Annotated in this window: 13 protein-coding genes; 4 read left to right on the top strand and 9 right to left on the bottom strand. The window is 73.9% G+C overall.

Annotated features, from left to right (window positions below; all coding sequences use genetic code 11):
• Nucleotides 1–46: 46 nt before the first annotated feature.
• The 7 genes from ACFYUS_RS36245 to ACFYUS_RS36275 all read right to left on the bottom strand — a co-directional run bounded on the left by ACFYUS_RS36245 (nucleotide 47) and on the right by ACFYUS_RS36275 (nucleotide 7310).
• The gene (locus tag ACFYUS_RS36245; RefSeq protein ID WP_388862040.1) at nucleotides 47–1114 is read right to left on the bottom strand and encodes a DUF6397 family protein; all 1068 of its coding nucleotides are present in this window, start codon (nucleotides 1112–1114) and stop codon (nucleotides 47–49) included.
• A 136-nt stretch (nucleotides 1115–1250) separates the two neighbouring features.
• Nucleotides 1251–1664: a roadblock/LC7 domain-containing protein gene (locus ACFYUS_RS36250; protein ID WP_388862042.1), complete on the bottom strand. Its 414-nt coding sequence runs from the start codon at nucleotides 1662–1664 to the stop codon at nucleotides 1251–1253.
• Between the two features lie 174 nt (nucleotides 1665–1838).
• Nucleotides 1839–2456 carry an ATP/GTP-binding protein gene (locus tag ACFYUS_RS36255; RefSeq protein ID WP_388862044.1) on the bottom strand — a complete coding sequence of 206 codons (618 nt, stop codon included), beginning with the start codon at nucleotides 2454–2456 and terminating at the stop codon, nucleotides 1839–1841.
• Nucleotides 2437–2853, bottom strand: a complete 417-nt coding sequence (locus ACFYUS_RS36260; protein WP_388862046.1) for a DUF742 domain-containing protein — start codon at nucleotides 2851–2853, stop codon at nucleotides 2437–2439. Before ACFYUS_RS36260 ends, ACFYUS_RS36255 begins: the two co-directional genes overlap by 20 nt.
• Before the next feature lie 13 nt (nucleotides 2854–2866).
• Complete coding sequence (locus tag ACFYUS_RS36265; protein ID WP_388862048.1) at nucleotides 2867–3301, bottom strand: roadblock/LC7 domain-containing protein; 435 nt, start codon at nucleotides 3299–3301, stop codon at nucleotides 2867–2869.
• Entirely contained in the window at nucleotides 3298–6420 is a 3123-nt protein-coding gene (locus ACFYUS_RS36270; protein WP_388862050.1) for a nitrate- and nitrite sensing domain-containing protein, read from the bottom strand. Before ACFYUS_RS36270 ends, ACFYUS_RS36265 begins: the two co-directional genes overlap by 4 nt.
• Before the next feature lie 56 nt (nucleotides 6421–6476).
• Entirely contained in the window at nucleotides 6477–7310 is an 834-nt protein-coding gene (locus ACFYUS_RS36275; protein WP_388862052.1) for an MHYT domain-containing protein, read from the bottom strand.
• Nucleotides 7311–7471: 161 nt separating this feature from the next.
• On the opposite strand from ACFYUS_RS36275, the gene ACFYUS_RS36280 reads away from it, so the two are divergent.
• From ACFYUS_RS36280 to ACFYUS_RS36295, 4 genes are all read left to right on the top strand, one after another.
• The gene (locus ACFYUS_RS36280; protein WP_388862054.1) at nucleotides 7472–8077 is read left to right on the top strand and encodes a class I SAM-dependent methyltransferase; all 606 of its coding nucleotides are present in this window, start codon (nucleotides 7472–7474) and stop codon (nucleotides 8075–8077) included.
• A gap of 165 nt (nucleotides 8078–8242) precedes the next feature.
• A complete protein-coding gene (locus tag ACFYUS_RS36285) occupies nucleotides 8243–8578 on the top strand; it encodes a hypothetical protein (protein WP_388862056.1) in 336 nt (111 codons plus the stop codon).
• Between the two features lie 99 nt (nucleotides 8579–8677).
• Complete coding sequence (locus tag ACFYUS_RS36290; protein WP_388862058.1) at nucleotides 8678–9571, top strand: hypothetical protein; 894 nt, start codon at nucleotides 8678–8680, stop codon at nucleotides 9569–9571.
• A 139-nt stretch (nucleotides 9572–9710) separates the two neighbouring features.
• Nucleotides 9711–11087: a tannase/feruloyl esterase family alpha/beta hydrolase gene (locus ACFYUS_RS36295; protein ID WP_388862060.1), complete on the top strand. Its 1377-nt coding sequence runs from the start codon at nucleotides 9711–9713 to the stop codon at nucleotides 11085–11087.
• A 12-nt stretch (nucleotides 11088–11099) separates the two neighbouring features.
• Here ACFYUS_RS36295 and ACFYUS_RS36300 read toward each other — a convergent pair whose 3' ends face one another.
• The gene (locus ACFYUS_RS36300) at nucleotides 11100–11645 is read right to left on the bottom strand and encodes an MOSC domain-containing protein (RefSeq protein WP_388862062.1); all 546 of its coding nucleotides are present in this window, start codon (nucleotides 11643–11645) and stop codon (nucleotides 11100–11102) included.
• Nucleotides 11646–11731: 86 nt separating this feature from the next.
• Nucleotides 11732–12820 carry a fatty acid desaturase family protein gene (locus ACFYUS_RS36305; RefSeq protein WP_388862064.1) on the bottom strand — a complete coding sequence of 363 codons (1089 nt, stop codon included), beginning with the start codon at nucleotides 12818–12820 and terminating at the stop codon, nucleotides 11732–11734.
• Between the last annotated feature and the right edge of the window lie 122 nt (nucleotides 12821–12942).

Here is a 12942-nt window from a genome sequence, read left to right on the forward strand (position 1 = left end):
CACACCCCGCTCCGACCGCACGCCGGCAGGCACGCCGGCCATCACGTCAGGGCCAGTCCACCGGCTTCCTCCGCCGCCGTGGCCGCTCCGAACCCGCCGCCCTCCCCCTGCGGAACCGCTCCAGAAACCTGCTCCGCACCGGCCGTCCCGGCGACCGGTCACCCACCACAGGCCGACCCGGCGGACGATCTGCCGCCACAACCCGATCCACCGGCGACACCGAAGGCACCGGCGACACCGAAGGCACCGAAGGCACCGGTGACATCGAAGGCACCGGTGACATCGACGGGATCGGCGAGGTCGGCAGGGTCGGCGGTAGCTGCAAGGCGACCCCCGCCTCACGCGTCTCGCCAGGATGGGGAGCCTGCCGCTGTGCGCGAGCCTCGTCCAGGGCCAGGGCCAGGCTCAGTCGGTGCCAGAGGATCTCGTCCGGCTCGTCGGCACGCGTCAGTCGTTCGGCGAACTCGCGCGCGGCCGCTCCCGCCGGAGTCCCGGGCGGCGGGGGTGGGCGCAGCCGGTCCAGATGGCTGCGCTCGTACGGATCGTCGACGACCTCGGCCACCTGGACCGGGTCGAGAAGGGAGGCGATGGCGGCGGCCCGCGCCCACGGGTCGTCGGTGGCTCGGAGCAGCAGGCCGAGCCGCCGTGTCCGCCAGTTCCTGGGCCGCCGGTCCTCGTGTGCGGCGAGACGCTCACGCAGTTCCAGCGGCAGCCGCCCCGTCAGCAGGGCCGGACACGTGAGGCCGAACTCGGTCACTTCCTGCGCCAGATACATCCACACCACGGCCCGGTAGCGGTTCAGGGAGAACCGCACCGGGCTGAGATGCCCCGTGCGGGCCAGCCGGGTGAAGCGGTCGGCGGTGATGCCGAGAAGGGCGGCGGCCTCCGCCGTACCGACCGTGCGCACCCGCTCGCGCAGACCTGCGGGGAAGTCCGGGGCCGTCCTGAGCCGGTCGAGCTCGCACCGCTCGACCCGCCGCCGCTCCCCCTCCCCGGCCCGTACCGTCCTCACCAGACCGAGCTGCACCGCGAGCCGGAACTCGTCGCGCCTCAGTTCCAGTTCCTGCGCGGCCCGCCCCGGCGTCACCGTGCGCGCTCCTTCGTCCACCGTCATTGCGCGGCCCTCCCCTGCGTCCGTGATCTCTCCAGGTCGCGGGCCTCTCCGACCCACAGGGAAAAAGTAACGCAGAGTGACGACAGCCGCACGATCTGTGGACAACCGTCTGTGGACAACCGCCTCGGAGGTGACGTCAGAGCACGCCGCCGCCAGGGATCCCGGGCTGCCGGGCCGCCACGCCGAGGTGCTCTCCGACACGGTTGACCAGCAGCGTCATCTCGTACGCCACCTGACCGACGTCCGCCTCCGCCGCGCTCAGGACGCACAGGCAGCTGCCCTCGCCCGCTGCCGTCACGAAGAGCAGCGCGTCGTCGAACTCCACCATCGTCTGCCGTGCCCGGCCCGCCCGGAAGTGCCGGCCCGAGCCCCGCGCCAGGCTGTGCAGGCCCGAGGAGACGGCCGCCAGGTGCTCGGCGTCCTCGCGGACGAGTCCGCTGCTCGCACCCGTCACCAGCCCGTCGTTCGACAGCACCAGCGCGTGCCGTATGTATCCGACCCGCTGCGTCAGGTCGTCCAGGAGCCAGTCCAGTTCCTTGTCCAACGCCATCAGTGAATCCTCCCCCTTGTACCGGTGCGTCCCTCTCGGCCCGGACCGTGGCGGTCCTCGAAGCCTCGCGGTGCGTACCGTCGTGGTCCGCGTATCGCCGCAAGCCTTACGCACTGTCGTGAACAGGGCAAGCACTCCACCACGCCCGCGCGTGCCGCGGGAGCCCGCCCGCCCTCAGCCGACCGTGTCCAGGAGCCGGGCGGTGTGCATCCGGCCGGCGTACTCGACGAGGCGGATCAGCACCTCCTTCCCCGAGTCGCGGTCGCGCGCGTCGCACAGCACGACGGGCGTGCCCCGGTCCAGGTCGAGGGCCCGGGACACGTCGTGCGCCCCGTACGTACGCGCGCCCGTGAAGCAGTTGACCGCGACCACGAACGGGATCTTCCGGTGTTCGAAGTAGTCGACCGCGGGGAAGCAGTCCTCCAGGCGCCGGGTGTCGGCGAGGACGACGGCCCCGAGGGCGCCCTGCGACAGTTCGTCCCAGAGGAACCAGAACCGGTCCTGGCCGGGCGTGCCGAACAGGTAGAGGGAGAGGCCGGAGCGGATCGTGATGCGGCCGAAGTCCATCGCGACGGTCGTGGTGGTCTTCTGATCGACTCCCCCGGTGTCGTCGACGAGTTCGCCTGCCTTGCTGAGCTGTTCCTCGGTGCGCAGGGGCCGGATCTCGCTGACGGCGCCGACGAGGGTGGTCTTGCCCACGCCGAATCCTCCGGCGACCAGGATCTTCAGGGCGAGGGCGGAGGTGTCCGGGTCGTCGCCCGCGCCGTTGCTCTCAGAGCGCTCGTAGGCCATCGATTACTTCCCTCAGGATTCTTTCGTCGGGGAGCTGTGCGGGCGGTACGGGCCGGCTGACCCGTACGAAGCCCGATTCGAGGAGGTCGCCGAGGAGGACCCGGACGACGCCGACGGGGAGGTCGGCGTCGGCGGCGAGTTCGGCCACCGACTGGGTCTCGGCCCGGCACAGGCCGAGCAGGGACCGGTGTTCGGGGCCGAGGAGTGCCTCCTCGGCCGGTCCGGGCGGATCGTCGTCCACGACGACGAGGGCGATGAGGTCGAACCGTACGTTGCTGGGGCCCGGCTTGGTCCGTCCTCCGGTCATCGCGTACGGGCGTACGAGCGGTCCCGCTTCGGCGTCGTACCACTGACTGCCCGGCGCGGACGGGGCGTCGCCGGTGCTGTCGTCGTTCATGGGGTTCTCCGGGTCAGCCGGCGGCCGGCGGGGTCATCGTGAGCCGCGGCGGGGTGTGCAGGTGCTCGCCCACGCGCTTGACGAGGCGGGCCATCTCGTAGGCGATGAGGCCGATGTCGGCGCTCACGGAACTGAGGACGGCGAGGCAGGAGCCGTCTCCCGCCGCGGCGACGAAGAGGAAGCCGTCGTCCATCTCGACCATCGTCTGGCGGACTCCGCCGGTGTGGAACTGACGTCCGGCGCCCTTGGCGAGGCTGTGGAAGCCGGAGGCGATGGCGGCCAGGTGCTCGGCGTCCTCGCGGCTGAGTCCGCTGGAGGAGCCCACGGCGAGGCCGTCGTTCGAGAGCACCACGGTGTGGCGGACCTCGCGGACCCGCATGACGAGGTCGTCGAGGAGCCAGTCCAGTTCGCCGGACCGGTGGTGCGAGATCCGCTCGTGGTCGATCATGCGTCGTCTCCTTCGGAGCGAGGGTCGAGAGGGGCGGTGCCGTGGCCGAGGTCGTGGCTCGGGCCGGTTCCGAAGCCCGTGCCGAGGGGTCGCCTGGTGCCGGGGGCGGCACCACCGCCGCGCTGCCAGCCGTCGCGGTACGCCGCCATGCGGTCCCTGACCTGTTCCGGGGTCCGCGTGTCCGTGCCGGGTGCGGTCGGGACGGACACCGGCGTCGGGGCCGGTGCCTCGCGCAGCTGCGGGACGAGGCTCGCCTGCCGTATGCGGCGGGGCAGTTCGCCCTCGGAGTCACCGTGCCCGGCCCGGTCGTCCGGTGCGGCGGGCGGCTCCCCCCGCGGAGGCGTCGGTACGGAGGGGCCGCGGCGGCGCAGTTCGGTGACTCCCGCGGCGGCGGTTCCCGGTCCGGCACCCGCCCCGGCTCCGGGCTCCGGAACGGCTCCTGACGGGCCTTCCGGTCGTGCCGCGAGCGCGGGTACGGCGGTCGGGCGTGCCAGGGGCTGCGGGCGGGGAGCCGGAGACGACTGCGGCGGGACCGGGGGTCGCGTTCCGTCCGCCTGCTGGGGGACGGTCCCTGGTCGTGTTCCGGCCGGTGGTTGCGGGGCGGTCCGGCGTCCGGACGCGACGGTCGAGGCCGGGTGGCCGGGGAGCGCGGGGCCGGCCGGGGCGGGCTGTGCGGGCTGCGGGACCTGGGGGCGGCCGAAGCGGCGGGCCTCGGCGCGGTGCGCCTCCTCGCGCTCCCGCGCGGCGCGCGCGGGGTCGGCGCCCGGCGCCTCGCCGGGCCGCCCGTCGCCCGCTCCCGGTCCGCCCGCGGCGCGCGTACGGGGGTTCCCCGCGCGCGGGGTTCCGGCGGGGGGCGTGTCGGGGCCGCTCGCCAGGTCGCCGCGGCCGGGTGGCAGTGCGCCCTGGAGCAGGTCGGTCGGGAGCAGGACGACGGCGGTCGTCCCTCCGTAGGGGGAGGTCCGCAGGTGGACCTTGATGTCGTGGCGGGAGGAGAGGCGGCTGACCACGAAGAGGCCGAGCCGGTCGCTGTCGAAGAGGTCGAGGGCCTCGGACTGGGCGATGCGGGCGTTCGCCTCGGCGAGGGTCTCCTTGCCCATGCCGAGCCCCCGGTCCTCGATCTCCAGGGCGTAGCCGTTGCCGACGGGTTCGCCGCTGACCCGCACCTTGGTGTGGGGCGGGGAGAACTGGGCGGCGTTCTCGATGAGTTCGGCCAGGAGGTGGGTGAGGTCGGCGACGGCTCCGCCGACGACGGCCGTCTCGGGGAGCCGGCGTACCTCCACGCGCGCGTAGTCCTCGATTTCGGAGACGGCGGCGCGGACGACGTTGGTGAGGGGGACGGGCATGCGCCAGGCGCGGCCGGGGGCGGCTCCGGAGAGGATGATCAGGCTCTCCGCGTGGCGCCGCATGCGGGTGGTGAGGTGGTCGAGCCGGAAGAGGTCGCCGAGCTCGTTGGGGTCGTCGGCGCGCCGCTCCATGCTGTCCAGGAGGTTGAGCTGGCGGTGGACGAGGACCTGGCTGCGGCGGGCGAGGTTGACGAAGACCCCGGAGATGCCGCTGGCGAGTTCGGCGCGTTCGACGGCGGCGGAGAGCGCCGCGCGGTGGACGGTGGTGAGGGCCTCGCCGACCTGTCCGATCTCGTCCTGGGAGACGGGTCCGGGCGGCGCTTCGGCCTGGACGTCGATCTCCTCGCCCGCGCGGAGCCGGCGCATGGCGGCGGGGAGTTTGCGGCGTGCGATGCCGAGGGCGGTGTTGCGGAGGCTGACGAGTTCGACGACGAGGCCGCGGCCGATGCGTACGGAGATGACGAGCGAGGCGGCGACGGCCGCGAGGCCGAGGACGACCGCCGCGCCGCCCGCGGTGAGGGCACCGCCGGCGAAGGGGTCGGCGCGGTCGGCGGCGTCCACGCGCGCGTGGGTCTCGATCGCGGTGAGTCCGCCGCGTACGGCGGCGAAGGTGCCGTCCCACTCGGTGGAGGTGACCGCCTGGGCGGCGGGGCGGCCGGGGGCGGCGGCGCCGACCCGGTCCTCCGCGCGCGTGAGCCGGGCGTGGTCGCCTCCGGCGGAGAGCCGGGCCCACTCCGCGCGTTCGGCGGCGGGCAGGTCGGCGGTGGCCGAGGCGATGAGGGTGCGCCGGGTCTCGACGGCCCCGGAGAAGTCGCGGAGGCGGTCCGCGGTGAGCCGGCCGGTGAGGTGGGCGGAGGTCAGGAGGGCGTCCTCGCGGGACAGCATCTCGCCGGCCCGGCCGAATTCGAGGAGTACGCGCGCGTCGGCCCCCTGCTCGGCGTTCTGGATGCCGGTGAGGGCGCCGCCGACGGCGAAGGCCGCGGAGATGGTGTCCGTGTACTCCGCGTACACCTGGTCCCAGTCGGCGCGCCCCTCGGCCGCGGCCGTGCGGAGCCGGGCGAGGCCCTCGACCTTGCCGACGAAGGTGCTCACCCGGCCGGCGACGTCGCCGGGCAGGTCTCCGGTGTCGCCGACGGTGTGCGTGCCGTCCAGGCGGAGGCGGTCGACGGCCTCGTCCGTCCGACGGATCCGGTCCTTGAGCTCGGCCGCCCGGGTGGCTCCGGGCGCCGCGACCTGCCGTACGGCGGCGCGGCGTTCGGCCTGGAGGGCGGTGAGCGCGGTCGTCACGGGCACGCGGATCTCGGCGTCGACGTGCTGGAGCCGGCGGAGCCTGGCGACGTCCTGCGCGGTGGTGACGGTGGCGAAGCCCCAGAGGGCGAGGAGCGAGACGACCGGGACCATCAGGAGCGAGACGATCTTGGCGCGGACGGTGCGCGGCCGCAGTCCCCGGAACGCGGGACGGACACGGCGCGCGTCGGGCGCCTGCGGCCCGGCGGAGCCCTCGGGCCGCCGCGGCGCGAAGGACTGCCGTACGGAGGGCCGCCGCGCAGAGGGCTGCTGCACGGAGGGCCGCCGCGCAGAGGACTGCCGCGCGGAAGGCTGACCCCCGGGGGGCTGCCGTACGGAGGTGCCCTCGGGGCCCTGGGACGGGGAGGCCTCGGGGGTCCGCTCCCCCGGCTCGTCGGCGGGCGGGCCCGCGTGTGCGCGCCGCCCGCGCGCGGCCGCCGGTGGCGGCGTGGCCGCCTCGGCGTCCTTGGTCTTGCGGGGAGTTCGCATGGCCTCCTCGTTCCGGCTGCGTCTGTCTCTGGTGCGGCGTGTCGTGTATCGGGGGGTCAGATCGTGGGCGTACGGGCCGGCTCCCCGGTGCGGAAGCCGGGCGGTGCGACGTCGACCGCGCGCTCGTCCGGTTCGGTGAGGCGTCCGGCGGAGGCGTACGCGGCGCGCTCCCTGGCCGTCGGGGAGAGGGCGACGAAGGCGGAGGTGATGAAGAGGTACGAGCCGAGGCCGACGGCGAGCGGGAAGATGAACTGCATGACCGTGGCTCCCGGAAGGGGGGCGCCGGAAGGGGCGACCTCGACCCGCACCGCGAACATGCCGGTGTAGTGCATGCTGCTGACGGCCGCGCCCATCACGAGCGAGGCGACGGCCACGGCCACGGGCGCGTGGATGTTGAGCGCCGCCCAGAGCGCGGCCGTGGCGGCGACGACGGCGATCAGCACCGAGAGGCCGACGAGCAGCGGGTCGTAGCGCACCTGACCGTGGAGCCGGAGCGCGGCCATGCCCATGTAGTGCATGCTCGCCACGCCGACGCCGGTGGTCAGTCCGCCGATCAGGAGCGAGCGGACCCGGTCGCGTCCGTAGCCGACGGCGAAGACGCCGACGCCGACGACGGCCATCGCGATGACGAGGCTGAGGACGGTGAGCGGAACGTCGTAGCGGATGTCGGTGCCCGTCACGCCGAATCCGAGCATCGCCACGAAGTGCATCGTCCAGATGCCGGTGCCGATCGCGGAGGCGGCGGTGAGCAGCCAGTTGCGCCGTGACCGGCCGGTCGCGTCGAGCGCTCGTACGGTGCAGCGCAGCCCGAGGGCGGCGCCGATGCAGGCCATCGCGTACGACAGCGCGGGTGTCAGCCAGCCGAAGGTGGCGTGGTCCAGGTGTCCCATGGCTCAGGGACGCTAGTGCGCACCGGGGGGCGCACCGGGGGCGCATTTCGAAAGCTGCTGGAATATGACAGAGAGATGGTCCCGAACGATCACGCCGAGCTCGAACGTGCGCACAGAACGTTCACCCCTCCGTGTCAGCGAGGGTACGAGATCATGAGCACATGAGCGATGACCCCACGCATGTACGAGAGTTCTTCGGTGCCCGCGCGGCCGACTGGGACAGCCGGTTCCCCGACGACGGCCCCGCGTACGCCGCGGCCGTGGGTGAGCTCGGCCTGCGTCCCGGCGACGCCGTGCTCGACGCCGGGTGCGGGACCGGCCGCGCGCTCCCGCCGCTCCGCGCCGCCGTCGGCCCCTCCGGCACGGTCCTCGGGGCCGACCTCACCCCCGAGATGATCGAACGGGCCGTCGACGCCGGACGCGGCGGCGAGGCGGGCGGGAGACTGCTGCTCGCCGACGTCGGCCGGCTGCCGGTGCGCGACGGCGCGCTCGACGCCGTCTTCGGGGCGGGGCTCATCTCGCACCTCGCGGATCCCGTCGCCGATCTGCGGGAACTCGCCCGGGTCGTACGGCCCGGGGGCCGCCTCGCACTGTTCCACCCGATCGGCCGAGCCGCCCTCGCGGCCCGCCACGGCCGGCGGATCACACCGGACGACCTGCGTGCCGAGCCCCGGCTCCGCCCCCTGCTCGCCGAGGCCGGCTGGCGGCTCGTCAGCTACGTCGACGAGGACGCGCGCTACCTGGCCCTCGCCGTCCGCGAGGACTGAGCACCGGGCGGAAGGGCGGCCGGGAGCGCCCCTCCGCACACCGGCCGAGTTCATCCGACACTCCCTCACACGCCCCTCACCGATGCCAACGCACCCTTCTTTACCGGCACTTCACTGTCTACCGTGGAGATGCCGGGCAGTCGTGCCCGGGAAAGGCGGCGGGCCGTGGCACGAGTTCCGGACAGACTGCGCAGACTCCTCCCCTCCAGCCGGAAGGCGCCCGAGGCCGCCGCGCCCGCACCACCGCGCCCCCGGCAGGGGTACAACCTCTTCGAGGCGGCCGCCGAGTACGTGGCCGCCTGCGCCGAGGACGATCCGGCCCGCGCGGAGGAGGCGGCGAGCCGGGTCTCGCCCGGCATGCTCACCTTCGGCATCAACGAACTGGCCTGCCGGGCCCTGATCACCCTGGCCCGGGAACGCGGCCAGTCCCCGAGCACCGTGGCCCGCTCGCTGCTCGGTCTGCGGGACCAGTCGCCGGCCCAGCGGGCCGGTGACGGCTGACGGACGCACCGCGAAGTCGCGAGGTTCCCTCGCGGAGACCCTCGACGCGCGGGTTACCGACTGGTTAAGGTGCGCCGACGACCAGATGGGGAGGATGCCGTGGCTGGGACGGACCCGATCGCCGAGGCCGATGCCGACGCGCTCTTCGTGCTGACCGCGGCGCTTCTGACGCCCGAGCGCTTCCCCAGCGTGCTCGGCGACGACTACCCGGCCGCCTGCGCCGCTCTGGGCCTGCAGCCGTACGCCGAGGGGTACGGGCTCGTGTTCGGCCAGGACGGGCACGGGGCCCGCTGGACGGTCGTCGTCGACGACGTGTCGCTCGTCGCGGTGGCCATCTCCTCCTGGGACTGCGGCATGGCCTACGACCTCTCCCCCGACGAGACCTCGGTGGTGGCCGGGCTGCCGGGCTGGCCGCTGCCCGTGGCGACCGTCGCCCCCGGCGTCCCGGCCCCCCACGATCCGGAGCCGGAGGAGGGCGATCCGGCGCCGCTGGTACCGCCCTCCGGCGAGGAGTGGGGCCCGGCGCAGCGACGCCTCGGCGCCGACGAGGTGGCGCTCCACTGGGCCGCCTGGCGGACCCGGTTCGACGAGGAAGGCACGGAGGGCGGGCCGGCCGCGGCCCGGGACACGGAGACGGCCGCGGAATCCGGCAGCCCCACGCCGCCCCGAGCGGAGGCTCCGCAGCCTGCCCCCGCGCCCGCCCCGACCCCGCCCCAGGACCGGGACCGGGCCACCGACCCGTACACCGGCGTCAGGAAGGCCCTGGGCGAGTTGCGCGGCTATCTGGAGGAGCCCCCGCCGGTGGGCCGGGTGCGTTCGGCCTCCGGGATGCTGCGTGCCGACGGTCCCGGCTGGTCGCTCGTCGCCAGGGCGGACGACATGGCGTTCGTCCTCCTCGACGACTTTCCGCGCGAGGTGCTGCCCGTGACGCGGGGGCCGCAGCTGCCCGCTCTCCTCGAAGCGCTCGACGCGATGGCCGTGCGCCCCTCCTGAGGGCCCGGCGCGTTTCCCCGCCTCCGCTCCCCATAGGACGACTGCCCACGGTGTGGCTTCACACCATGGCCCGGCGATGGCGGTGCGCCGCACGATGTGGCGCCGCACCTCATTCCCGTCGTCCCACCGGAGGCCCACCATGCGCCTGTTCCCAGGCGTCCCCCTGCTCACCGCGCTCCTCACCGGGGTCACCGTCCTCGCCCCGGCGGGCCCCGCCGGGGCGGAGGTTCCGGCCGCCGCGCACTGCGCCCGTCAGGACCGGGTCGACGTGCCCGGCGCCGAGCGTCAGCAGTCCGCCTGTCTGGACGACCTGACGACCAGCGCGCTCGCCGGCACCCCGTACACCGACATGGCGGACCAGGCCGGTCTCGCCGCCAAGGCGACCCGCAACCCCTCGGGAGTGCCGGGCGTCCAGATCGACGGCTACTTCCCCGACGACTCCCGCCTCAACACCACCCACGGCTGGGCCCATGACGCCCAGTTCGTCATCCGGCTGCCCGACCACTGGAACGGCGGGCTCGTCGTCACCGGCTCCCCCGGCTCCCGCCGCCAGTACTCCACGGACGCCCTGATCTCCGACCAGGTGCTCGCCCGGGGCTTCGCCTACGCCGCCACCGACAAGGGCAACACCGGCCCGGACTTCTTCACCGACGGGAAGGAGCCGGGCGATGCGGTCGCCGAGTGGAACCGCCGGGTGACCGAGCTGACGCGGGCGGCCAGGAAGGTCGTACGGCAGCGCTACGGGCACGCGCCGGAGCGCACGTACATGACCGGCATCTCCAACGCCGGCTACCTCACGCGCTGGCAGCTGGAGAACCGGCCCGAGCTGTACGACGGCGGGGTCGACTGGGAGGGCGTGCTGTGGACGACACGCGGCCCGAACCTCCTGACGAGCCTGCCGGTGACGGTGGCCAGGACCCAGGGGCTCGCCACCGACGAGGACCTGATCGCGGCGGGCTTCGCACCCGGCTCGCGCTTCCTGTGGCCGTACCACGAGAAGGCCTACTGGGGTCTGACGCAGAAGCTCTTCCGGGCCGAGTTCGACCCCTCGTACGACCCGGCCTGCCCCGGTGCCACGGCCGGCGGGACCGTGGAGCAGATCTTCGCGCCCTGCGCCTCGGACGCCGTCTACGACTACGCCTCCCGGCCGGCGTCCGTGCACCGCGCGGTCGCGAAGGTCGCGCTCACCGGACGGATCGGCAAGCCGCTCATCACGCTCCACGGCGACCTCGACACCCTGCTGCCGATCGCCACCGACTCCGACGTGTACGCGCGGATGATCGACGCGCGGGGCCGGGGCGGGCTGCACCGCTACTACACGGTGCAGGACGGGACGCATACGGACGGTCTCTACGACGCGTATCCGGACCGGCTGCGGCCGATCCTGCCCTGCTACCGCTCCGCGTTCGACGCCCTGACGCGCTGGGTCGAGGAGGGCACGGCACCGCCCGCCGACCGCACGATCGCGCGGCCGGCGGGCGGTGACGTGGTCAACTCCTGCGCTCTGGAGGGGTGAGGCCCCGCACGCTCAGACGCGCTCCAGCGGGCGGTGCGGCCCGGCAGGCAGTTCGGCCCGGACCGGGTCGCCGGGCCGCACCTCCCCGCCGGTGAGCACGACGCCCATGACGCCCGCCTTGCGCACGATCTCGCCGTTCTCGTCGCGGCCGACGACCTGCTTGAGCAGCCCGTGCCGGAAGTCGTCGATCTGGGCGCAGGGGTTGCGCAACCCGGTGACCTCGACGACGGCCTCCGCGCCGAGGTGCAGGAGGGTGCCGGTGGGCAGGGCGAGGAGGTCGATGCCCCGGGTCGTGACGTTCTCGCCGAGGTCGCCGGGGGCGACCTCGAAACCGGCGCCGGCGACCTCGTCGAAGAGCTCGGCGTGGATGAGGTGGACCTGCCGCAGATTGGGCTGGGTGGGGTCCTGCGCGACGCGGGACCGGTGCTTGACCGTCACGCCCGCGTGGACGTCGCCCTCCACGCCGAGCCCGGCGAGGAGGGTGATGCTCTCCCTGTTGGGCTTGGTGAACGAGTACGTGCCGTTGCTGCTGACCGTGGTCACGGTAGCGCCGCTCATGATGAGAGCTCCCCTTCTCCGTCGGCCCGGGTGGCGACTCTCCACCGTCCCGGACCGATGATCACATCGCGCCTCGGTGGACGACCCTACTCGGCGCCCTCGGCGCGGAGCGGCGCGCCCACCTCGTGCAGATGGCCGAGGGCCTGGCGGTACGAGTCCACGAAACCGGTCTCCGTGTACGGGACGCCGAGGGCCGTGCAGTGGGCCCGGACGGCGGGCTGCGCCAGGCGGAGGTTCGGGCGCGGCATGCTCGGGAAGAGGTGGTGCTCGACCTGGTAGTTGAGCCCGCCGAGGAACCAGTCGGTCAGGGCGCCGCCCCGGATGTTGCGCGAAGTGAGCACCTGGCGGCGCAGATGCCCCCAGCTGTCGCCGTCCGCGTGCTCGTCGGGCCGGTCCATGCCCTTGTGGTTGGGGGCGAAGGCCATGCCGAGGTGCACGCCCAGGAGCATCTGGTGGACGAGGGCGAAGACGAGGGCCTGGGCGGGCGTCAGGAGTGTGAGGAGCAGCGTCGCGTATCCGGCGAAGTGAGCAAGGAGGAGGGTGCCTTCGACGAGCCGCTCGCGCCGGGTGCGGCACGGGCCGTCCTTCGCGAGCAGCGCCTGGACCCCGTACACCTTGAGCGCGATGCCCTCCAGGGTGGTCAGCGGGAAGAACAGCCAGGCCTGGTGACGGGTGAGGAAGCCGCGCAGGCCTGTGCGGCCCGTCGTCTGGTGCTCGGCGAAGACGAGGATGTCGGCGGCGACGTCCGGGTCCTTGTCGAGGTGGTTGGGGTTGGCGTGGTGGCGGTTGTGCTTGTCGTTCCACCATTCCCGGCTCATGCCGAGGAGGAGGTTGGCGTGGACGAGCTGGAGGATCCGGCTCGCCTTGCGGTTCGCGGTGATCTGGGCGTGGCCGGCGTCGTGACCGACGAAGGCGGCGCGCGCGGAGAACAGGGCGAGGGGCAACGCGAGCAGCAGCGCCCACCAGGAGGGTCCGATCAGCGCGAGGCCGGCCACCACGGCGGCGATGCCGAGGAGGTTGACGACGATCCCCCGGGCGTACCAGCCGGGACGGTGGTCGAGGAGGCCCTGTTCCCTGACCGTCCGCAGGAGCGGGCTGAACTCGCTGCCGCCCCTGGCACGGGCGGGCGCCGCGACGGGTGCGGCGGCCGGGGGCAGGACGGTGGCCTGGGACATGACGGGCTCCGGATTCTGTCGGTCGGTGGGGTGGGTTCTCAGTGGTTGGGCGCCTGTTGAGAACGTACGGATCCGTGATCGTCCCGGGCCATGGCGTCACCACCCGTCCGCTGCCGGGGGTG

It is taken from the genome of Streptomyces sp. NPDC004284 (genome assembly GCF_042874035.1).
Lineage (GTDB): Bacteria > Actinomycetota > Actinomycetes > Streptomycetales > Streptomycetaceae > Streptomyces.